General features: G+C 55.3%; 20 protein-coding genes. 7 read left to right on the top strand and 13 right to left on the bottom strand.

Translation table 11 applies throughout. From position 1 onward, the window contains the following. Positions 1-13: 13 nt before the first annotated feature. Both treB and treR read right to left on the bottom strand, forming a co-directional pair. Positions 14-1432: a PTS trehalose transporter subunit IIBC gene (gene treB, locus ABOC97_RS12200; protein ID WP_112202487.1), complete on the bottom strand. Its 1419-nt coding sequence runs from the start codon at positions 1430-1432 to the stop codon at positions 14-16. 193 nt (positions 1433-1625) lie between these two features. After that, positions 1626-2573, bottom strand: a complete 948-nt coding sequence (treR, locus tag ABOC97_RS12195) for a trehalose operon repressor TreR (RefSeq protein ID WP_349598106.1) — start codon at positions 2571-2573, stop codon at positions 1626-1628. Positions 2574-2931: 358 nt separating this feature from the next. Between treR and mgtA the strand changes: the two genes are divergently transcribed. Next, the gene (mgtA, locus tag ABOC97_RS12190; protein ID WP_349597837.1) at positions 2932-5640 is read left to right on the top strand and encodes a magnesium-translocating P-type ATPase; all 2709 of its coding nucleotides are present in this window, start codon (positions 2932-2934) and stop codon (positions 5638-5640) included. Between the two features lie 69 nt (positions 5641-5709). On the opposite strand, the gene ridA is transcribed toward mgtA, so the two are convergent. The 4 genes from ridA to ABOC97_RS12170 form a co-directional block, all read right to left on the bottom strand. Then, positions 5710-6096, bottom strand: a complete 387-nt coding sequence (gene ridA, locus ABOC97_RS12185; protein ID WP_061284876.1) for a 2-iminobutanoate/2-iminopropanoate deaminase — start codon at positions 6094-6096, stop codon at positions 5710-5712. 73 nt (positions 6097-6169) lie between these two features. Then, positions 6170-6631: an aspartate carbamoyltransferase regulatory subunit gene (pyrI, locus tag ABOC97_RS12180; protein WP_349597833.1), complete on the bottom strand. Its 462-nt coding sequence runs from the start codon at positions 6629-6631 to the stop codon at positions 6170-6172. A gap of 13 nt (positions 6632-6644) precedes the next feature. After that, a complete protein-coding gene (gene pyrB / locus ABOC97_RS12175) occupies positions 6645-7580 on the bottom strand; it encodes an aspartate carbamoyltransferase (RefSeq protein WP_349597830.1) in 936 nt (311 codons plus the stop codon). 36 nt (positions 7581-7616) lie between these two features. Then, complete coding sequence (locus ABOC97_RS12170) at positions 7617-7721, bottom strand: pyrBI operon leader peptide (protein WP_072351778.1); 105 nt, start codon at positions 7719-7721, stop codon at positions 7617-7619. Positions 7722-7982: 261 nt separating this feature from the next. Here ABOC97_RS12170 and ABOC97_RS12165 point away from each other — a divergent pair, with 261 nt between their 5' ends. Continuing rightward, positions 7983-8435 carry a YhcH/YjgK/YiaL family protein gene (locus tag ABOC97_RS12165; RefSeq protein WP_349597827.1) on the top strand — a complete coding sequence of 151 codons (453 nt, stop codon included), beginning with the start codon at positions 7983-7985 and terminating at the stop codon, positions 8433-8435. Positions 8436-8882: 447 nt separating this feature from the next. Here the strand turns inward: ABOC97_RS12165 and argF are convergent, their stop codons facing one another. After that, positions 8883-9887 carry an ornithine carbamoyltransferase gene (gene argF, locus ABOC97_RS12160; RefSeq protein ID WP_349597825.1) on the bottom strand — a complete coding sequence of 335 codons (1005 nt, stop codon included), beginning with the start codon at positions 9885-9887 and terminating at the stop codon, positions 8883-8885. Then, positions 9857-9952: a putative translational regulatory protein ArgL gene (gene argL, locus ABOC97_RS24055; protein WP_234503384.1), complete on the bottom strand. Its 96-nt coding sequence runs from the start codon at positions 9950-9952 to the stop codon at positions 9857-9859. The genes argF and argL overlap by 31 nt, the downstream gene beginning before the upstream one ends. A gap of 95 nt (positions 9953-10047) precedes the next feature. On the opposite strand from argL, the gene rraB reads away from it, so the two are divergent. The 3 genes from rraB (at position 10048) to ABOC97_RS12145 (ending at position 12278) form a co-directional block, all read left to right on the top strand. After that, the gene (rraB, locus tag ABOC97_RS12155) at positions 10048-10467 is read left to right on the top strand and encodes a ribonuclease E inhibitor RraB (RefSeq protein ID WP_349597822.1); all 420 of its coding nucleotides are present in this window, start codon (positions 10048-10050) and stop codon (positions 10465-10467) included. A 53-nt stretch (positions 10468-10520) separates the two neighbouring features. Beyond that, positions 10521-11279: a tRNA isopentenyl-2-thiomethyl-A-37 hydroxylase MiaE gene (gene miaE / locus ABOC97_RS12150; protein WP_349597819.1), complete on the top strand. Its 759-nt coding sequence runs from the start codon at positions 10521-10523 to the stop codon at positions 11277-11279. Between the two features lie 168 nt (positions 11280-11447). After that, a complete protein-coding gene (locus ABOC97_RS12145) occupies positions 11448-12278 on the top strand; it encodes a topoisomerase II (RefSeq protein WP_349597816.1) in 831 nt (276 codons plus the stop codon). A 22-nt stretch (positions 12279-12300) separates the two neighbouring features. On the opposite strand, the gene ABOC97_RS12140 is transcribed toward ABOC97_RS12145, so the two are convergent. From ABOC97_RS12140 to pepA, 4 genes are all read right to left on the bottom strand, one after another. Further along, positions 12301-12804: a GNAT family N-acetyltransferase gene (locus tag ABOC97_RS12140; RefSeq protein ID WP_349597813.1), complete on the bottom strand. Its 504-nt coding sequence runs from the start codon at positions 12802-12804 to the stop codon at positions 12301-12303. 551 nt (positions 12805-13355) lie between these two features. After that, entirely contained in the window at positions 13356-16211 is a 2856-nt protein-coding gene (locus ABOC97_RS12135; RefSeq protein WP_349597810.1) for a valine--tRNA ligase, read from the bottom strand. After that, positions 16211-16654: a DNA polymerase III subunit chi gene (holC, locus tag ABOC97_RS12130; RefSeq protein ID WP_052282402.1), complete on the bottom strand. Its 444-nt coding sequence runs from the start codon at positions 16652-16654 to the stop codon at positions 16211-16213. Before holC ends, ABOC97_RS12135 begins: the two co-directional genes overlap by 1 nt. An 87-nt stretch (positions 16655-16741) precedes the next feature. Beyond that, positions 16742-18253, bottom strand: a complete 1512-nt coding sequence (pepA, locus tag ABOC97_RS12125) for a leucyl aminopeptidase (RefSeq protein WP_052282401.1) — start codon at positions 18251-18253, stop codon at positions 16742-16744. A gap of 267 nt (positions 18254-18520) precedes the next feature. Here pepA and lptF point away from each other — a divergent pair, with 267 nt between their 5' ends. Together lptF and lptG are read left to right on the top strand one after the other, a co-directional pair. Then, a complete protein-coding gene (gene lptF, locus ABOC97_RS12120) occupies positions 18521-19621 on the top strand; it encodes an LPS export ABC transporter permease LptF (RefSeq protein ID WP_349597805.1) in 1101 nt (366 codons plus the stop codon). Beyond that, entirely contained in the window at positions 19621-20703 is a 1083-nt protein-coding gene (lptG, locus tag ABOC97_RS12115; protein ID WP_234503164.1) for an LPS export ABC transporter permease LptG, read from the top strand. Before lptF ends, lptG begins: the two co-directional genes overlap by 1 nt. A 190-nt stretch (positions 20704-20893) precedes the next feature. Here the strand turns inward: lptG and ABOC97_RS12110 are convergent, their stop codons facing one another. Then, positions 20894-22393, bottom strand: a complete 1500-nt coding sequence (locus ABOC97_RS12110) for a helicase HerA-like C-terminal domain-containing protein (RefSeq protein WP_349597801.1) — start codon at positions 22391-22393, stop codon at positions 20894-20896. Positions 22394-22512: the final 119 nt, after the last annotated feature.

Raw genomic sequence — 22512 nt, 5'->3', positions numbered from 1 at the left:
ACAAAGGTGAGACTTAGACCGGCAGCGTGCCCTGGCGCAGTTTGCGCTTGTACACCACCATGGTGAGGATAATCGGCACCACGACGGCGATAACCATCGCAATGCTGTAAACGCCCCAGAAGGTCGGCTTAATGGACAGGATGCCCGGCAGGCCGCCAACGCCGATACCGTTCGCCAGCACGCCGTTCAGACCGCACAGCAGGCCCGCAATACCGGAACCGATCATCGCGCAGAGCATAGGGAAGCGGTACTTCAGGTTGATCCCGTACATCGCCGGTTCGGTAACGCCCAGATAGGCAGAGATAGCCGCCGGGACGGAAATTTCACGCTCGTTGCTCTTACGGCTGCAAATGATGATGCCGACAACGGCAGAAGCCTGCGCGATGTTAGACAGCGCGATCATCGGCCAGACCGGCGTACCGCCCATGCTTTGAATCATCTGCATATCAATCGCCAGCGTGGTCTGATGCACACCGGTGATAACTAGCGGCGCGTACAGGAAGCCGAACAGCGCAGCGCCTACCGGTGCGAAGCTGCCGGTCATCAGGTGACGTACGGCGAAGGCCACACCATCGCCAATCCAGCGGCCGAACGGACCAATCAGGGCATGGGCGAGGAAGACCGCCAGAATCAGCGAGCACACCGGGACGATAACCAGATAAAGGTAATCAGGAACGATGCGTTTCAGACGGGTTTCAATAAAGCCCAGTGCCAGACCAGCCAGCAGTGCCGGGATAACCTGCGCCTGATAGCCGACTTTAGCGATGGTGAACAGGCCGAAGTTCCACACTTCAGGCACCTGCTGACCCAGCATGTAGGCGTTCATCAGCTGCGGGGAAACCAGCGTCACGCCGAGGACGATACCGAGAATTGGCGTGCCGCCCATCTTTTTCACCGCTGACCAGCAGATACCGACCGGCAGGTAGAAGAAGATGGCCTCGCCAATCAGCCATAAGAAGTCATAGATGGTTTGCAAAGATGGGTGCATCTGCGCCAGCGTCTGGCCGTTGCTCATCGGCAAGTCGCCGATAACGTTACGGAAGCCTAAGATCAAACCCCCGCTGATAAGCGCCGGCAGCAGCGGGAAGAAGATCTCGGCGAAGTGCGAAATCATCTGCTCGTGCCATTTCATGTTCTGACGGGCCGCCAGTTTTGCCTGCTCCTTATCCGCAGATTTCTGACCGGTGGTGGCCAGCAGCGCTTCATAGTAGTCGCCCACTTCGGTGCCGATAACCACCTGGAACTGACCGGCGTTAGTAAAGCAGCCTTTCACCATCGGCAATTCTTCGATGGCTTTTGGATTGGCCTTTGCCGGATCGTTTAGCACGAAGCGCAGACGCGTGATGCAGTGGCTGACGGTAGCGATGTTGTCGCGCCCGCCGACCAGTTCGATAAGTTTATCGATGTTTTTTTGTTCTATTTTTTTGCTCATTATAGGGCCTTAAAACAGAGGTGAGATCTCCCCGATACCCGCCACTTCAGGCTGCTTGAGTCTGGCAGCCTGACGGACTCAGGATCAAAACCGTAATTAACACGCTGGAGATAAGCGTACCGGGTTTAGGTTTTCGGGAAAATGGGAACGTTCCCGAAACGTCGCGACGATCACATTAAAGCTGATATTAAGCTTAGGCCAGGATCGCGGGGATCACTATCTGATGCGGCTCGCTTTTACCGCCGATTTGGGCGATGAGCTGTTCTGCGGCGCGGCGTCCAGCCTCGGCGTAGCCGGGATCGACGGTGATAATTTCCGGGTGCAGAAACTTGGTGAGAGGAGTGTTACCGACGCTCGCCAGCTGGACCTTGTCGATGCGCTGATCCTGAAGATACTTGCTGGCCCCCAGCGCGAGGGTATCGGTCGCGCAAATCAGCGCGCTGGTTTCTGAGGTGATGACCTCACGGGCAAAATCGTAGCCTTGCTTCATTGCCAGACCCGGCAATGCGGCGGTCGGCGTGAGCTTATGCCGTTTGCAGAAGGCCTGATACGCATCGTGACGGCGCTGGCCGGTGGTGGCATCGCTGGTGGGGACGCCGAGGAAGCTGATGTGACGGTGCCCGAGATCGAACAGCCGCTGCATGAGCTGGGTAATCGCGCCGGTATCGTCGTAGCAAACGGAGGTAAAGCCGCTGGCGTTACGCGCCATCAGCACCAGCGTAGACTGCCAGTTAGTCAGTATTTCTTCGGTCACGCCGGTAAAGCCAAACAGAATCACGCCGTCAATGTTGCGGCGTTTAAGCATCGCCAGGTGCTCGACCACTTTTTCCGGCGAGAACTGGCTCTCCATCATAATCGGGTCGTAGCCCTGCTCGTAAAACTCGGGCAGCATGGTTTGCACGGCGAGGTTTTCCGATAGCGAATCGAGACGGGTGACGATAATGGCGACCACCTTATCGCTTTGTCCACGCATGGCGCGCGCCGAGCGGGAAGGGGAGAAGCCGTGCTGCTGCATGACCTCTTCGACGCGCTCGCGGGTACGGTCGCTGACGCCGCTTTCATTGTTCAGCACGCGGGAAACGGTGGATTTACCGACGCCACTCAAACGAGCGATATCTTTGATGGTCAGCCGATTTTCCAGCATATAGTTGCCCCGTGTGAATAATTTCTATGGTTAAACCTGATGGTTTACGTACCGTTGAATTGCCGTCCGTTATTATATCGCTCTAATTGTCATACACCTTATGATTTTCTCCGTATAATTCGCGGCGTTTTTCTCATCTAACCTTACCGGAGGCGTTATGGATCCCGATCCCACACCTCTCTCCTGCGCGAGAGTCATTTTCCGGTAAGCCAGTTTTCGCTGCCTTACCGATGCTGTGAGGCAGTGACATCCTATTTCATGTCCCTGCAATAAAAAATAATTGCCAATAGGCTCAGGTTTATCCGTGCCCGTTGGACCGACTGCGTTCGTCTAAGGCGAGCGCGGGGGACTTTTTATGCTGAAAAATTTAACCCGGCAGCTGTTTGCACAGCTTGGCCGCCATTTGCCGCGCCGTTTGGTACAGCGCGATCCTATGCCGACTCAGCAAAGCGTCGCCAATACGCCAATTCCACCTTCGCTGAGCGAACATTGCCTGAAAATGGCTCAGCTCAGCGAGCAGGAGCTGTGGCAGGCGTTTAACAGCCACCCGGAAGGGCTGAATGCGGCGGAAGTAGAACAGGCGCGCGCTGTCCACGGTGAAAACCAGCTGCCGGCACAGCAGCCGCAGCCGTGGTGGGTACACCTGTGGCTGTGCTACCGCAATCCATTCAATATCCTGCTGACCGTGCTGGCCGCCGTCTCCTACGCCACGGAAGATCTGTTCGCTGCAGTGGTTATCGTGCTGATGGTGGGGATTTCCACCTTGCTGAACTTCGTACAGGAGGCGCGTTCCACCAAGGCCGCCGACACGCTGAAAGCGATGGTCAGCAACACCGCAACGGTGCTGCGCGTCATCAATGATAAAGGCGAAAGCGGCTGGGTTGAGCTGCCTATCGATCAACTGGTGCCGGGCGATATCATCAAGCTCGCCGCCGGGGATATGATCCCCGCCGATCTGCGCGTGATTCAGGCCCGCGATCTGTTTGTTGCGCAGGCGTCGCTGACCGGTGAATCGCTGCCGGTGGAGAAAGTCGCCAAAACCCGCGAACCGCAGCAGACTAACCCGCTTGAGTGCGACACGCTGTGCTTTATGGGCACCAACGTAGTGAGCGGAACCGCGCAGGCGATGGTGATTGCCAGCGGTGCCAACACCTGGTTTGGCCAACTGGCCGGGCGCGTGAGCGAACAGGAGAGCGAGCCGAACGCTTTCCAGAAAGGTATTAGCCGCGTCAGCATGTTGCTGATCCGCTTTATGCTGGTGATGGCGCCTATCGTGCTGGTGATTAACGGCTACACCAAAGGCGACTGGTGGGAAGCGGCGCTGTTCGCGCTGTCGGTAGCGGTCGGCCTGACGCCGGAAATGCTGCCGATGATTGTCACCTCAACGCTGGCGCGCGGGGCGGTGAAGCTGTCAAAACAGAAAGTGATTGTGAAGCACCTCGACGCCATTCAGAACTTTGGCGCGATGGATATTCTCTGCACCGATAAAACCGGGACGCTCACCCAGGACAAAATCGTGCTGGAAAACCATACCGATGTCTCCGGCAAAACCAGCGAACGGGTGCTGCACACCGCGTGGCTTAACAGTCACTACCAGACCGGGCTGAAAAACCTGCTCGACACGGCGGTGCTGGAAGGGGTCGATGAAGTGGCGGCGCGTCAGCTCTCCAGCGACTGGCAGAAGGTGGACGAGATCCCGTTTGATTTTGAACGCCGCCGCATGTCGGTGGTGGTGAATGAACAACCGGACGTGCATAAGCTGATTTGCAAAGGCGCGTTGCAGGAGATCCTCAACGTCTGTACGCAGGTCTATCACAACGGTGAAGTGGTGCCGCTGGATGAGACCATGCTGCGCCGTATTAAACGCGTGACCGATACTCTCAACCGTCAGGGTCTGCGCGTGGTGGCGGTGGCCAGCAAGTTCCTCCCGGCGCGGGAAGGTGACTATCAGCGTATTGATGAGTCCGACCTGATCCTCGAAGGCTACATTGCGTTCCTCGATCCACCGAAAGAGACCACCGCACCGGCGCTGAAAGCGCTGAAGGCCAGCGGCATCACCGTCAAAATTCTGACCGGCGACAGCGAACTGGTGGCGGCGAAAGTGTGCCATGAAGTTGGGCTGGATGCGGGCGAAGTGATTGTTGGTAGCGATATCGAGCATTTGAGCGATGACGAGCTGGCCCAGCTGGCGCAGCGCACCACGTTGTTTGCCCGCCTGACGCCGATGCATAAAGAGCGCATTGTTACGCTGCTCAAACGTGAAGGCCACGTGGTTGGCTTTATGGGCGATGGCATCAACGATGCGCCGGCGCTGCGGGCGGCGGATATTGGCATTTCCGTGGACGGTGCGGTGGATATTGCCCGTGAAGCGGCCGATATCATTCTGCTGGAAAAAAGCCTGATGGTGCTGGAAGAGGGGGTGATTGAAGGGCGTCGTACTTTCTCTAACATGCTCAAATACATCAAAATGACCGCCAGCTCGAACTTCGGTAACGTCTTTAGCGTCCTGGTGGCCAGCGCCTTCCTGCCGTTCCTGCCGATGCTGCCGTTACACTTACTGATTCAAAACCTGCTGTACGATGTATCCCAAGTGGCGCTGCCGTTTGATAACGTCGATGACGAACAGATTCAAAAGCCCCAGCGCTGGAATCCGGCGGACCTTGGCCGCTTTATGGTGTTCTTCGGGCCTATCAGCTCGATCTTCGATATTCTGACCTTCTGCCTGATGTGGTGGGTGTTTAAGGCCAATACGCCAGAAATGCAGACCCTGTTCCAGTCCGGCTGGTTTATTGAAGGGCTGCTGTCGCAGACGCTGATTGTGCATATGATTCGTACCCGCCGTATTCCGTTCGTGCAGAGCCGCGCCGCGTGGCCGCTGTTTGCCATGACTCTGCTGGTGATGGCGGTCGGCATCGCGCTGCCGTTCTCGCCGCTGGCAAGCTACCTGCAATTGCAGCCGCTGCCGCTGAGCTACTTCCCATGGCTGGTGGCGATTCTGGTGGGTTATATGACCTTCACTCAGATGGTGAAAGGGTTCTTCAGCCGCCGCTATGGCTGGCAGTGATTGACAATACCCACGGGGACAAAAACAAAAAAGGCAGCCATCGGCTGCCTTTTCTTATACTGCTGGAAATCAGCGACGAACGGCGATCGCTTCGATTTCAATTTTCACGTCTTTCGGCAGACGCGCGACTTCAACGCAAGAACGCGCTGGGAAGGTGGCGTTATGCTCGGTGAAGAACGCTTCGTAAGTGGCGTTAACGGTCGCGAAATCGTTAAGATCTTTAACGAATACGGTCGTTTTAACGATATCGCCCACTTTCAGGCCGGCGGCTTCAACGATAGCTTTTACGTTTTCCAGCGACTGGCGAGCCTGAGCGGAAACATCTTCCGCTACGCTACCATCTTTCGGGTTAACCGGGATCTGACCGGAAGTGATAACCATACTGCCCAGGTCAACGCCCTGAACGTATGGGCCGATAGCTGCTGGTGCCTTTTCCGTCGCAATAGTCTTGCTCATGATATCTCCAGATAAACTGCAGTAGTAAGGTGTTAGCCATTATAGAGACGCTAGATATCAATACCAACCGCAATTAGTTGGCCAGCACCACATAATGAGAAAACTCTTTTTCACAGTATTTGCATTTGAGTGCGATGTCATCGGCGCGTTTTTTCACTGCAAAGCTTGATGAAACGGGTTCAGCATGACTGATGCAGTTGCTGTTCGGGCACACCAGCACGCTTTCGATGCGTTCCGGCAGGCTTGGGCGAGATTTTCCCACCACTTCATAGTTGTCGATCCGGTTAACCGTCGCCTGCGGTGCATACAGTGACAGCTGGTTAACCTGTTCGTCGGTCAGGAAGGTATTTTCAATCTTAATCAGGTCTTTACGGCCCATCTCACCTGATGGCAGATTCAAGCCGATGGTGATGCGCTGATCGGTTTCGGTCAGTTTGAACAGCGTTAACAGCTTAAAGCCGATCTGTGCCGGGATATGGTCAATCACGGTGCCACGTTTAATGGCTTCTACCTGCAATTTGTTATCGTGTGTCATCGTCATTTCCCCCTTACAGAGCCAGTTCGCTATTCAGTACCAGTGCCAGTAACGCCTGGCGGGCGAAGATGCCGTTGCCGGCCTGCTGGAAGTACCAGGCGTGCGGCGTTTTATCGACATCGGTGGTTATCTCATCAATGCGCGGCAGCGGATGCAGGACCTTCATGTTGTCGCGCGCGCCTTCGAGGTCTGCGGCACGCAGAACGAACTGCGCCTTGACGTTGGCGTATTCGGACGGGTCGAGGCGCTCTTTCTGTACGCGGGTCATGTAGAGAATATCGACCTCAGCCATCACTTCATCAATGGCGCTGTGCAGGCTCCAGGCGATGCCTTTTTCGTCGAGCATATCGAGGATGTACTGCGGCATCGCCAACGCATCTGGGGCGATAAAGTAGAAGCGGTTGCCGTTAAATTTCGCCAGCGCCTGGGTCAGCGAGTGGACGGTACGGCCATATTTCAGGTCTCCAACCATCGCGATATTGAGGTTTTCCAGACGCCCCTGGGTTTCCTGAATGGTGAACAGGTCGAGCAGCGTTTGGGTCGGGTGCTGGTTGGCGCCGTCGCCAGCGTTCAGGATTGGAATGCCGCCGGAGAACTCGGTCGCCAGACGCGCTGCCCCTTCCTGCGGGTGGCGCATCACGATGGCATCGACGTAGGTGCTGATTACCGAGATGGTGTCGGCCAGCGTTTCGCCTTTTTTGCCAAGCGAGGTATTGGCGCTGTCGGAGAAGCCGACCACGCTCGCGCCCAGGCGATGCATTGAGGTTTCAAAAGACAGACGAGTGCGCGTCGAGGCCTCGAAGAAGCAGCTGGCGATAACTTTATGCTTGAGCAACTCCGGCTGCGGATGTGCTTTTAGTTTGGCGGCGGTCGCCAGCACCAGTTCAAGGTCTTCGCGGCTGAGATCGTTTATGGAAATGATGTGTTTTTGATACAGCGGATTAGCCATGTTTATCTCCTGACGACGGCGCAAAAAAAAAGCCCCTTAAATAAGGGGCTTTACGAATACGGATGCAACGGAAAGGAAAAACGGCAGGCCAGCGTCTGTTTTCAGACGCGGTAAGACGCGATGTCGTACACACTGAACCATATTTCCTCCTGGCAAACGGAGCGGAATTATACGCAGCTTTATCCGGCAATCAAGGGGGAGATTCACAATTTACGCGACGAAAACGATTCTTACTGAATGGTTAGTTGAATGCTGTGAATTTAAATTCCAACCCTGGATAAAGATACAAAATGTGCGCCAGCGCAGCCACGGCGAGAGTCATGATAAAAAGTAGTGGTATGGTAACGCGAAAATACGTATAACAACTAAAAATTGAAACATTGTTTTATTTACGGAGTCGTTATGATTATTGGCAACATCCATCACCTGCAGTCGTGGCTGCCGGAAGAACTGCGTCAGGCAATTGTCCATCTTCAGGCCAACGTGACTGACGAAACCCCGGAGGGGAAATATGACATCGACGGTAACCGTCTGTTTTATCTGATCTCAGAAAATATGACCGAACCGTTTGCCGAGCGCCGTGCGGAATATCATGCGCGTTACCTGGATATTCAGGTGGTGCTGAAAGGCCAGGAAGGGATGTCATTTAGCGTGCTGCCTGCGGGCAAGCCGGACACCGATTGGCTGGCGGATAAGGACATCGCGTTCCTGCCGGAAGGCGTGCAGGAAAAAATGGTGGTGATGAGCGAAGGCGACTTTGTGGTCTTCTACCCGGGCGAAGTACATAAACCGCTGTGCGCGGTAGGGCAGCCTGCGAAAGTGCGTAAAGCAGTGATTAAACTGCTGGTGGAGTGAGGTTTACCCTCACCCCGACCCTCTCCCTAAAAGGGAGAGGGGGAAAGACTGTTCTGTTATTCCGGCATTTGGGGAGAGCATGAAGACCGCACTGCTCCGTTCCCACGCCCCTTTGGTGAGAGCATGAAGACCGCACTGCTCCGTTCCCTCGCCCCTTTGGTGAGAGCATGAAGACCGCACTGCTCTATTCCCTCGCCCCTTTGGGGAGAGCATGAAGACTGCACTGCTCTGTTCCCACGCCCCTTTGGTGAGAGCATGAAGACCACACTGCTCCGTTCCCTCGCCCCTTTGGTGAGAGCATGAAGACCGCACTGCTCCGTTTCCTCACCCCTTTGGTAAGAGCATGAAGACCGCACTGCTCCGTTCCCTCGCCCCTTTGGGGAGAGGGCTAGGGTGAGGGGAACAATCGCACAATAGATTCCCCGTGTCCTTCCAGGATAAGTGGAATCACTGCGACAGCGTCGCCACCATCACCGCTTTGATCGTGTGCATCCGGTTTTCCGCCTGATCGAACACAATGCTGGCTGGTGATTCAAAGACCTCGTCGGTCACTTCCATGCCACCATGCATCCCGTATTCTGCCGCCATTTTCTTACCCAGCGTAGTCTGGTCATCATGGAATGCTGGCAGGCAGTGCAGGAATTTGACCTGCGGGTTGCCGGTTAGCTTCATCATCGCACTGTTTACCTGATAGCCGCGCAGCAGGGCGATACGCTCGGCCCACTTCTCTTTAGCTTCACCCATCGATACCCATACGTCGGTATAGATAAAGTCCGCGCCCTTCACGCCGCTGGCAATATCTTCGGTCAGCGTGACATTACCGCCATTCTTCTGCGCCAGCGCTTTGCATTCCGCGACCAGGCTCGCTTCCGGCCAGCACGCTTGTGGCGCCACCAGACGAAGGTCGAGACCGGTTAACGCTGCGGCTTCCAGCATCGAGTTACCCATGTTGTTACGCGCATCACCGGCGTACACCAGCGTCATTTCGTTGAATGCTTTACCCGGCAGGTGTTCCTGCATAGTCAGCAGATCCGCCAGCAGTTGGGTTGGATGGAATTCGTCGGTCAGCCCGTTCCACACCGGAACGCCGGCATACTCCGCTAGCGTTTCAACAATCTCCTGGCCGTAGCCACGGTACTGGATACCGTCATACATCCGGCCCAACACGCGGGCGGTGTCTTTAATCGACTCTTTGTGGCCAATCTGGCTGCCGCTGGATCCAAGATAAGTGACGCGAGCGCCCTGATCGTAAGCGGCAACTTCGAAAGAGCATCGTGTACGGGTTGAGTCTTTTTCGAAGATGAGCGCGATGTTTTTACCGGTCAGGTTCGGCGACTCCGTGCCGTTCTTTTTATCCGCTTTGAGTTTTGCCGCGAGCTGCAGCAGGGTGGTGATTTCTGCAGGGGTAAAATCGAGTAATTTTAAGAAGTGTTTTTTATACAGACTAGACATTTTTCCCTCACCTGGCTCAAGCCACTTATTGAATTAAAATTCACTTTATATGGATGAATATTCATTTGCAACCCCAATAACAAATCTTTATCGGAAAGGTGGAGGCAATGGCAACGGTATGTGACAATAAGAGTATCAGCCACATTATGAGGAACGAGCCATGGCAAACCCGGAACACCTGGAAGAACAGCGTGAAGAAACACGTCTGATCATTGAAGAACTGCTGGACGACGGCAGCGATCCTGACGCGCTGTACACCATTGAACACCACCTTTCTGCAGACGATTTCGAAAGCCTGGAAAAAGCGGCGGTTGAAGCGTTCAAGATGGGTTATGAAGTGACCGAGCCGGAAGAGCTGGAAGTGGAAGAAGGCGACACCGTCATCTGCTGCGATATTCTCAGCGAATGTGCGCTGAACGCTGAGCTTATCGACGCTCAGGTTGAGCAACTGATGAATCTGGCTGAGAAATTTGAAGTTGATTACGACGGTTGGGGCACCTACTACGAAGATCCTAACGGTGAAGAAGGTGACGACGACGAAGATGAAGTCGACGAAGACGATGATGGCGTTCGCCACTAAGTCATCTTGATTCCCTACGGCAGCACCCGCTGCCGTAGGCCAAGGATCCCGGAATGGACTACCCGCAAATACTCTCCCCTGTTTACCGCTTTCTGCACTGCAAAACGCCCCAGGCGTGGCTGGATCAAGCGCGCTTACCTGAAAATCTTCCTCTGCTGCTGACCGACCATCTGGTGTGCGAGCTCAAAGCGGCGCAAACCGCGATGCTGATGGTGCGTAAATATGTGGCGGATAAAGACGGTGCACAGGCGCTTCTGGATTGGCTAAAACCATATGAAGCATTCACCTTCCGCGACGGCGAAGAGCCGGATTTTGTCGCGCTGAACAAACAGATTGGTAAAGGCGTGATGCCGAAAACCGACGATCCGTGGGGATGCCAGCTTATCGACAGTATGGTGCTGCTGATTAAAGAAGAACTGCACCACTTTTGGCAGGTACGTGAAGCGATGCAGCGTCGTAATATTCCCTACGTGAAGATCACCGCCAGCCGCTACGCGAAAGGCATGCTCAAAGAGGTGCGCACCCACGAACCGCTGACGCTGATTGATAAGCTGATTTGCGGTGCTTACATCGAAGCGCGTTCCTGCGAACGCTTTGCCGCGCTGGCACCGTATCTGGATGACGATCTGCAGGTGTTTTATCTGTCGCTGCTGCGCTCGGAAGTGCGGCACTATCAGGACTATCTGACCCTGGCCGAGCAGATTGCCGACGGTGATATCAGCGAGCGCGTACGTTTCTTTGGCGAAGTCGAGGCGGCGCTGATTACCTCTGCTGACGACGAGTTTCGCTTCCACAGCGGTACGCCTGCCTAGTCTTCTTTCCCGGCGCGTTCGCGCCGTTTTCCAGCTTCTCTGAATCGCCAACGCTCTCGCAGATGAAATATGGTGGCTGGAAATGCCCGTCCGTTGCCGCAATAATCAACATTCATAAAGGGGAAATATAATCCCCGGCAGAACTATTGATTGGAATAAGGATGGTTGATGAACTGGGCTCACGTAATTTTGGCAGGCTATATTGGCGCGGTGATTGCCGTGATAGTCGGCGTATTTCGTAAAAAGGGTTGGGTTGGGAAAATCGCCGGTGCCGTGATTTTTGTGGTGGCGATTATCGGCTGGAATCTGTTTGACGTGCACTACCTCATACCGCGCATGAGCCCGGATTATGGGCAAACCGAAGAGCAGAAATTTGAATCAGCAATGATGGCAATGCCAACATTCCAGGTTATCAAAGAACAAGACCCGGCATTCTGGCAGCATATTCTTGAACTGTCGGTGCAGATGAAAAAGGCAGGGAAGGGCCAGCAAGAGATCATCGATGCCATCCAGCCGCAAATCCTGCAGCTACAGATGGCGCGTTTGCAGCAGGCGCCTGACGCTAACGTGGTTGAGTATATGAAAATCAACCTTGAGCAGATTGCCGAGGCTAAAAATAGCGGCGATGACGTGTGCTTCCGCTTCCTGTTCCCCGCGGTCAAAGGCGGTATCAACCCGGTGAAGGTGATTTCGCATGAAGTCCTTGCTCGCCGTACCGAGAGCGATGCGCGGATGATGCGTGCCGCCTATGGGCCAAATAAACACGCGGTGACTCCGCAGGAAAAACAGCAGGCTCTGGCAGATATGCAGACCATTGGCCCGGCGCTGGTACAGCGTTATGGCCAGGATATCGACATTATGTCTGACCCGAGCAAAGGCGTGGGTAAAGAGAAGGTTGCCTGCCAACTGGTGCAGGATTTCTGGTCGCAGGTTTTGGCGCTGCCGGAAGTGAATGCCGCGGGCGTCGTACGTTTGGCGTTGTCGCCTGAAATGCAGTAAATCGTTTACCCCTTTGAATTACTCAAAGGGGTTTAAGCATTCTCACTTCGCAGTCAACGTGGCCGGTGCACCCTAGCGGTTCGGCAATATGAGCAAAGCCAAGGCGCTCATAGAGGCGAATGGCCTCCGTCAGGAAAGCCGTCGTCTCCAGATAACATTGCTGAAAACCTTGTTCGCGGGCATATTCGAGCGCCGTCAGCGCGAGTTTCTTCGCCAGCCCTTGCCCACGTGCGCTGGATAAAAAGTACATCTTCTGCAATTCACAAACGCCCGGCTCGCTACAGCTAAGCGGAGCAACGCCACCGCCGCCGACAACCTGTCCATTCAGCTCAACCACCCAATAAGCCGCGCCTGGCTGGCTATACACTTCGAACAGCTCGTCCAGATTGGGATCGGCCACCGTATAGCCTTTATCGGCGGTTAAACCGTATTCGGCAGAGACCTGGCGGATGACGGAGGCGATAGTGACATTATCTTCAGCCGTTATCCGGCGAAGCGTCGCAGCAACGGGCGTAACAACACTCATAGCAAACTCATGACATAAACGTGGGACATATGCAGTTAATAACACTGTGAGGAGGGGAAGCGCAAGCGAGGATAATTCAATAAAAAGCCTCTGAGCAATGGCATCAGAGGCTTTCGTTGGTCTGTGGTGTCGGATGACGCTGCGCTTACCCGACCTACATGAGGGTGCTGGTGTGTCGGATTGTGCTGCGCTTATCCGATCTACATGAGGGGGCCGGTGTGTCGGATGGCGCTGCGCTTATCCGACCTACGTTGAGGGTGCTGGTGTGTCGGATGGCGCTGCGCTTATCCGACCTACGTTGAGGAGGCTGGTGTGTCGGATGGCGCTGCGCTTATCCGACCTACATGAGGGTGCTGGTGTGTCGGATGGCGCTGCGCTTATCCGACCTACATGAGGGTGCTGGTGTGTCGGATGGCACTGCGCTTATCCGACCTACGTTGAGGGTGCCGGTGTGTCGGATGACGCTGCGCTTATCCGACCGACGTTGAGGGGGCCTGTAGGCCGGATAAGCGTAGCGCATCCGGTGAACATACAGGCACCCTCCAACAACCTTACAGCGCGGCGATGACCGCCTGCTGCTCAATCAGCTTCGCTTTCGCTTCTGCATAGCTGTCCAGTTTCTCACGCTCTTTGGCGATCACCGCTTCCGGTGCACGCGCCACAAAGCCTTCATTAGACAGTTTGCTTTCGATACGGCTGATTTCGCCTTCGATTTTCGCCACTTCTTTCGCCAGACGCGCCAGCTCATCGTCTTTGTTGATGAGACCAGCCATCGGGATCAGCAGCTCAGCGCCGTCGATGATTTTGGTCACGGAAACCGGGCCTTTGTCATCCGCAGGCAGGATAGTTATGCTTTCCAGACGCGCCATGGACTGCAGGAAGCTCTGGTTGTCGGTGACGCGACGCACTGCGTCAGCGCTGCAACCGCGCAGCAGCAGCTCAAGCGGTTTGCCTGGAGCAATGTTCATTTCCGCACGGATGTTACGCACGGCAATGATCGCCTGCTTCAGCCATTCGGTATCGGCCAGAGCCGCTTCATCAACCTGGGACGCATCGTACGCCGGGAACGGCTGCAGCATGATGGTGTCAGCGGTGTTGCCGCAGATGACCTTCACACGCTGCCAGATGGTTTCAGTGATGAATGGAATAATCGGGTGCGCCAGGCGCAGCAGACCTTCCAGAACGGTCACCAGGGTATTACGGGTGCCGCGCAGTTCAGACTCCGAACCACCGTTCATTACCGGCTTGGTCAGCTCGAGGTACCAGTCGCAGAACTGGTTCCAGGTGAACTCATACAGAATGCCCGCGGCGATATCGAAGCGGAAGTTATCCAGCGCTTCGCGGTACGCTTTAGTGGTCTGATTGAATTCCGCGAGGATCCAACGGTCTGCCAGAGACAGGGTTTTCTCGCCGCCGTTGAAGCCGCAATCCTGATCTTCAGTGTTCATCAGCACAAAGCGGCTGGCGTTCCACAGCTTGTTACAGAAGTTGCGGTAACCTTCCAGACGCTTCATATCCCAGTTGATGTCACGGCCGGTAGAGGCCAGTGCCGCCAGGGTGAAACGCAGGGCGTCGGTGCCGTGTGGCTCGATGCCGTCCGGGAACTGCTTCTCGGTACGCTTGGCAATTTTCTCAGCCAGCTGCGGCTGCATCATGTTGCCGGTGCGTTTTTCCAGCAGGTCGGCCAGAGAAATACCATCAACCATATCCAGCGGGTCAATCACGTTACCCTTGGATTTGGACATCTTCTGCCCTTCGTCGTCACGAATCAGACCGGTCATGTAGACGGTATGGAACGGAACCTGCGGTTTGCCGTTTTCATCTTTGATGAAGTGCATGGTCATCATGATCATGCGGGCAATCCAGAAGAAGATGATGTCGAAGCCGGAAACCATCACGCTGGTTGGGTGGAACTGACGCAGCGCATCGGTATTTTCCGGCCAGCCGAGGGTAGAGAAGGTCCACAGCGCGGAGGAGAACCAGGTGTCGAGAACGTCTTCGTCCTGACGAAGCGCAACGTCGGCGCCGAGGTTGTTTTCGCTACGCACTTCTTCTTCGGTACGGCCAACAAAGACGTTACCGTCGTTGTCATACCAAGCCGGAATACGGTGACCCCACCACAGCTGACGGGAAATACACCAGTCCTGAATATCACGCATCCAGGAGAAGTACATGTTTTCATACTGTTTCGGCACGAACTGGATATCGCCGTTTTCTACCGCTTCTACGGCAGGCTTCGCCAGCACGTCAGCACGGACGTACCACTGGTCGGTCAGCATTGGCTCGATAACCACGCCGCCACGGTCGCCGTAAGGAACGGTCAGGTCGTGTGGTTTGATCTCTTCCAGCAGGCCCATCGCATCGATGGCCGCCACAACGGCTTTACGCGCAGCAAAGCGTTCCAGCTTTTGGAACTCAGCCGGGATAGCGTTGGAATAGACGTCAGACTCTTCGCCTTTGGTGTCGTACACTTCAGCAGTTTCGCGAATATCGCCATCAAAGGTCAGGATGTTGATCATCGGCAGGCTGTGACGTTTCCCGACTTCATAGTCGTTGAAATCGTGCGCTGGGGTGATCTTCACGCAGCCAGTGCCTTTTTCCATATCGGCGTGTTCATCGCCAACGATTGGAATGCGACGGTCAACCAGCGGCAGAATGACGAATTTGCCGATCAGATCTTTGTAACGTGGATCTTCCGGGTTCACGGCCACGCCGGTATCACCGAGCACGGTTTCCGGACGGGTAGTCGCGACAACCAGGTAATCTTTACCGTCTGCGGTTTTCGCACCGTCGGCCAGCGGATAGCGGATGTGCCACATCGAGCCTTTAGATTCGCGGTTTTCCACTTCCAGGTCAGAGATAGCGGTGCGCAGTTTCGGGTCCCAGTTGACCAGGCGCTTGCCACGGTAAATCAGGTCTTCTTTATACAGGCGGACAAAGACTTCTTTCACGGCATTGGAAAGGCCTTCGTCCATAGTGAAACGCTCGCGTTCCCAGTCAACAGAGTTGCCGAGACGACGCATCTGACGGGTAATGGTGCCGCCGGATTCCGCTTTCCACTGCCAGATTTTATCGATAAATGCATCGCGACCGTAATCGTGACGGGTTTTACCTTCTTCAGCGGCAATCTTACGCTCAACCACCATTTGGGTCGCAATACCCGCGTGGTCAGTACCGGCCTGCCACAGGGTGTTTTTACCCTGCATGCGCTGGTAGCGGATCATGGTGTCCATGATGGTCTGCTGGAAAGCATGACCCATATGCAAACTGCCGGTGACGTTCGGCGGCGGGATCATGATGCAGAAGGACTCTTTGCTTTCATCGCCGTTAGGCTTGAAATAGCCCTGCTTTTCCCAGTGCTCGTAAAGCGGCTGTTCGATATCTTGTGGGTTATATGTCTTTTCCATTATTTCCAGGTTGCCGTATTCAGGTTAAAACCAGCCACGCGATAGGCCTTGTAGCGATCGCGCGCCAGTTGTTTCAGAGTTTCTTCATAAGGGACGAAGTCTACCACTTCTGTGAAAGCGGTGGCAAAATCTGCAAAATTTACCCGCAGACTGATCAGTATATCGCGAGGGCTGCTGTTGCGCTTCGCAGGCCAGGCAATCTCGACCGGGGCACCACCACGCGGACCTTCTCCCGCCAGATTATGCGGCACAAAGCTTTCCGGTGGACGCGTCCACAGCGCTTCATCCAGGCGAATGGCCTGCTGTTCGTCTTCACAGGCAATGAGCACGCGCTTACCTGCTCGCCAACGTTCTGCGGCAATTTCACACACTAACTGCTCGACGGCGCTGAGGTCGTCGACGGTGGTGTCGTTGTCCAGAATATAGAACGTTGCATTCTTCATATATGGGGCTTCTTGTGGTGGATTTAAATGCTTTGCTATGTTGCACACCGTAGGCCAGATGGCCCGGCCTACGGGGCAATTTCAAACTTACTCTTCGCCGTTAAAACCCGCGCGGTTAAGCAAGAACTGGGACAGCAGCGCGACCGGACGTCCGGTTGCGCCTTTGGCTTTGCCTGAACGCCATGCGGTACCGGCGATGTCCAGGTGAGCCCAGTTATATTTACGGGTAAAGCGCGCGAGGAAGCAGCCCGCGGTGATGGCACCACCAGGACGGCCGCCGATGTTTGCCATATCGGCAAAGTTAGACTCTAACTGCTCCTGGTACTCGTCACCCAGCGGCAGACGCCATGCGCGGTCGCCCGCCTGCTCGGACGCGCCAATCAGCTCGTGCGCCAGCGGGTTGTGGTTCGACATCAGGCCGGTGATGTGATGACCCAGGGCAATTACGCAGGCACCGGTCAGAGTGGCCACGTCAATCACCGCTTCTGGTTCAAAGCGCTCAACGTAAGTTAAGACGTCACACAGCACCAGACGGCCTTCGGCATCGGTGTTCAGCACTTCAACGGTTTGACCGGACATCGTGGTCAGTACGTCGCCTGGACGATATGCGCGCCCACCCGGCATGTTCTCACAGCCGGCCAGTACGCCGATGACGTTAATCGGTAGCTGAAGTTCAGCGACCATACGCATCACGCCGTAGACCGCCGCCGCACCGCACATGTCGTACTTCATCTCGTCCATACCTTCGGCAGGCTTGATGGAGATACCGCCGGAGTCAAAGGTCAGGCCTTTACCAACAAGCACGATAGGACGAACGTCTTCCGATGCCACGCCTTTATACTCGATGACCGACATCAGGGATTCGTTTTGTGAACCGTCGCCGACCGCAAGATAGGAGTGCATCCCCAGCTCTTTCATCTGCTGTTCGCCGATGACGCGGGTGATGACGTTTTTGCTGTAAGAATCAGCCAACTGGCGCGCCTGAGAGGCGAGGTAAGCGGCATTACAGATGTTTGGCGGCATGTTGCCGAGATCTTTTGCTGCTTTGATACCGGCGGCAATGGCCAGACCGTGCTGAATGGCGCGCTCGCCGCTGGTCAGTTCACGACGGGTTGGCACGTTGAAGACCATTTTACGCAGCGGACGACGAGGCTCGCTTTTGTTGGTTTTCAGCTGGTCGAAGCTGTACAGCGTCTCTTTTGCCGTCTCAACCGCCTGGCGTACTTTCCAGTAGTTGTTGCGGCCTTTCACGTGCAGCTCGGTCAGGAAGCAGACCGCTTCCATCGAACCAGTATCATTCAGGGTGTTGATTGTTTTCTGAATAACCTGCTTGTACTGGCGCTCGTCCAGCTCACGCTCTTTGCCGCAGCCAATCAGCAGAATACGCTCTGACAGCACGTTTGGTACGTGGTGCAGCAATAAGGTCTGCCCCGGTTTGCCTTCCAGTTCGCCGCGGCGCAGCAGCGCACTGATATAGCCGTCGCTGATTTTATCGAGCTGTTCGGCAATGGGAGAGAGCCGACGTGGTTCGAATACGCCCACGACGATACAGGCACTCCGCTGCTTCTCCGGGCTACCACTTTTTACACTGAACTCCATGCACTACGCTCCTGAATCTTAAAGACAACGGCGGTGGCTACGGATAGAATTGCAAGCTTACGTAACTCATTTCCGCTGTTGCGGTGACTTCGTGTTAATCTTAACGTTATTACGGTGTTGGCGCGTCAGAACATTTCCTGAAACGTGAAACCGCTGAGTCATTTAATCTTAGCGATGTTTTCGACGACTCAAGAGAATAAATGACGTTTAAGCCATGAAACAAGCTATTTTCCTGCAATAAGACGGGTTTTTACGGGCGTATTTATAGTGATAATCATACGATATCTGGTGCGGGAGACGCTAAAAAGCCAGCTTGCCATCCTCTTCATCCTGCTTCTGATCTTCTTTTGTCAGAAACTGGTGAGGATTCTGGGCGCAGCGGTTGATGGTGATATCCCGACAAACCTGGTGCTCTCTTTGCTGGGACTCGGCGTGCCTGAAATGGCGCAGCTTATCCTACCGCTGAGTCTGTTCCTGGGTCTATTGATGACGCTGGGCAAACTGTATACCGAAAGTGAAATTACGGTCATGCATGCGTGTGGCCTGAGTAAAGCGGTACTGATTAAAGCGGCGATGGTACTGGCGCTGTTTACCGGTGCGGTCGCTGCAGTGAACGTGATGTGGGCGGGGCCGTGGTCGTCCCGGCATCAGGATGAAGTCCTGTCAGAGGCCAAGGCCAACCCGGGTATGGCGGCACTGGCGCAGGGGCAGTTCCAGCAGTCCAGTGATGGTAATGCGGTGCTGTTTATTGAAGGCGTAAAAGGTGCGAGTTTCCATGATGTCTTCCTGGCGCAGCTTCGCCCGAAAGGTAGCGCGCGCCCATCGGTAGTTGTCGCGGATTCCGGTCAACTTTCCCAGCTCAAAGATGGCTCTCAGGTCGTGACCTTGAATCAGGGGACCCGCTTTGAAGGTACCGCCTTGCTGCGCGATTTCCGCATTACCGATTTCAAAAACTACAAGGCTGTTATCGGCCATCAGGCGGTGGCATCGGATCCTACCGATACCGAACAGATGAGCATGAGCACGCTGTGGAAAACCGATACCAATCGCGCCCGTGCCGAGCTGCACTGGCGATTCACGTTGGTGGCGACGGTCTTCATTATGGCGTTGATGGTTGTCCCGCTGAGCGTGGTGAACCCGCGTCAGGGGCGCGTGCTGTCGATGCTGCCCGCCATGCTGCTTTACCTGGTGTTCTTCTTGCTGCAAACCTCGCTGAAGTCTAATGCGGGCAAAGGCAAAATTGACCCGGGTCTCTGGATGTGGACGGTAAACGTGGCCTACTTTGCACTGGCCGTGGCGTTGAACCTGTGGGATACCATCCCAATGCGCCGTATCCGCGCCCGTTTGATGCATAGAGGAGCGGTATAATGCAGCCATTTGGTGTACTTGACCGCTATATCGGCAAGACCATTTTCACCACCATCATGATGACGTTGTTCATGCTGGTATCGCTCTCCGGTATTATCAAGTTTGTCGATCAGCTGAAAAAGGCCGGGCAGGGGAGTTATGACGCCTTGGGTGCGGGTTTATATACCATTCTCAGCGCGCCAAAAGATGTGCAAATCTTCTTCCCGATGGCCGCACTGCTGGGCGCTCTGCTGGGGCTGGGCATGCTGGCTCAGCGCAGCGAACTGGTAGTGATGCAGGCATCCGGTTTTACCCGTATGCAGGTAGCGCTAGCGGTGATGAAAACGGCTATTCCTCTGGTACTGCTGACCATGGCAATGGGCGAGTGGGTGGCACCGCAGGGCGAGCAGATGGCGCGTAACTACCGTGCCCAGCAGATGTACGGCGGCTCGCTGCTTTCTACCCAGCAAGGGATGTGGGCGAAAGATGGCCACAGCTTTGTCTATATCGAACGCCTCAAAGGCAGCGATGAGCTGGGCGGCGTGAGTATCTACGCGTTTAATGATGAGCGCCGTTTACAGTCAGTTCGTTATGCTGCCAGTGCTAAGTTTGATACCGAGCAGAAGGTGTGGCGTCTGTCGCAGGTGGACGAGTCCAACTTGAGCGACCCGAAACAAATTACCGGTACGCAGACGGTAAGCGGCACCTGGAAAACCACCCTCACGCCGGACAAGCTGGGCGTGGTGGCTCTGGACCCGGATGCGCTGTCTATCAGCGGCCTGCATAACTACGTGAAGTACCTGAAAGCCAGTGGTCAGGATTCCGGTCGCTACCAGCTCAATATGTGGAGCAAGGTCTTCCAGCCGCTGTCCGTGGCGGTAATGATGCTGATGGCGCTGTCGTTTATCTTCGGGCCGCTGCGTAGCGTGGCAATGGGTGTGCGCGTGGTGACGGGGATCAGCTTTGGCTTCGTGTTCTACGTTCTCGACCAGATCTTTGGCCCGCTGACGCTGGTGTACGGCATTCCGCCGATCATCGGTGCGCTGTTGCCAAGCGCCAGCTTCTTCCTGATAAGCCTCTGGCTGATGATGCGAAAAAGCTAGTCGCAATGCATGATGTTAAAAACCGGCCTCGCTTCGCGACGCCGGTTTTTTTGTGCCTGAAACTTGCTGTCGGGCTGTGTGATTCCCGAGGGCGCTCTCGCTTGCCCGGGCTACGGATCAACGTGCGTACAGGCTTATGTCGGCCGGATAAGGCGTTCACGCCGCCATCCGGTAAACGAGCGATGAGGTGCTAGCGGCGTCTACCACCGAGCAGGCTTCCCAGCATGCCGCGCACGATCTGATTCGTGACCTGACGTACGGCGCTTTTCGCTGCGGTTTGCACCAGACCATCATGCTTGCCGCCGCGCGGCCCGGTTGTGCCAAAGACAATATCCTTCAAACTCCCCAGCAGGCCACCATCGTCGCTCTGCTCGCCTTTAGTAGGTGGTGAATCGGCCTGACCCGCGCTGTTCTGCACACCTTTTTTCAGCATCTCAAACGCCGACTCCCGGTCGACTTCATCCTCATATTTGCCGTACAGCGGCGAGCTATTGATAAGACCGTTGCGCTCATCGTCAGTCACAGGCCCCATCCGTGAATCAGGGGCAATCACCATCGCCCGCTCAACAACCGACGGGCTGCCTTTCTCATCAAGGAACGAGATTAGCGCCTCACCGGTACCCAGCTCCTGAATCGCCTGTTCGGTGCTAAATGCCGGATTAGCTCGCATGGTCTGCGCCGCGGTTTTCACCGCTTTCTGATCCTTTGGCGTGAAGGCGCGTAGCGCGTGCTGTACGCGATTTCCCAACTGCCCCAACACGGCATCGGGAATATCCGCCGGGTTCTGTGAGACAAAGTAGACGCCGACGGCTTTGGAACGAATCAGACGGATCACCTGCTCGATTTTATCCAGCAGCACCTGAGGTGCGTCGTTAAACAATAGGTGCGCTTCGTCGAAGAAGAACACCAGCTTCGGTTTTTCCAAATCGCCCGCTTCCGGCAACTGCTCGTAAAGCTCGGAGAGCATCCACAGCAGGCTGGCTGCGTAAAGTTTAGGCATCTGATAGAGCTTCTCGGCGCTAAGAATATTGATAACGCCTTTGCCATTGCTGTCGACGCGCATCCAGTCTTTGATATCGAGCATCGGCTCGCCGAAGAAGTGCTCAGCTCCTTGCTGCTCCAGCGTCAGCAGCCCGCGCTGAATCGCCCCAACGGAGGCGCTGCTGATATTACCGTACTGGTTCTGGAACGATTTGCCGTTATCACCGATGTACTGAGTAATGGCGCGCAGGTCTTTAAAATCCAGCAGCAACAGACCCTGGTCGTCGGCGATACGAAAGATGATGTTGAGTACGCCGGACTGCACCTCATTAAGGTTCAGCAGGCGCGCCAGCAGCAGCGGGCCAAGATCTGAGACGGTGGCGCGCACCGGATGGCCCTTCTCACCAAAGATATCCCACAGCACCACCGGGTTCGCATGCGGTTCCCAGTCGGTTACGCCGATTTTATTCAGCCGCGCCAGCAGTTTCTCGGAGGCCTGGCCTTCCTTCGCAATACCGGTCAGGTCACCTTTCACATCCGCCATAAATACCGGCACGCCAATCTCGGAAAACGACTCAGCTAGCTTTTGTAAGGTGACGGTTTTCCCTGTCCCCGTGGCACCGGTTATAAGTCCGTGACGGTTGGCCATGCCGGGAAGTAAAACCAGCTGTGTGTCCTGGGTACGTGCAATCAGCAAAGGTGCGCTCATGGGTAATCCTCCATTTTCTCTGCGTCGAGTATAGGCAAAACAATGACATTGCGGTGCGGCAAATTGTCCATTTTGCGGCGCAATATCCAGTGCGGACTATGCTTTGCATACGGTTTGCT

Origin of the sequence: Kluyvera huaxiensis (assembly GCF_040149365.1) — a bacterium.
Lineage (GTDB): Bacteria > Pseudomonadota > Gammaproteobacteria > Enterobacterales > Enterobacteriaceae > Kluyvera > Kluyvera intermedia_A.
The sequence above is the reverse complement of the archived record's forward strand: the minus strand, read 5'-3'. Positions and strand labels throughout refer to the sequence as shown.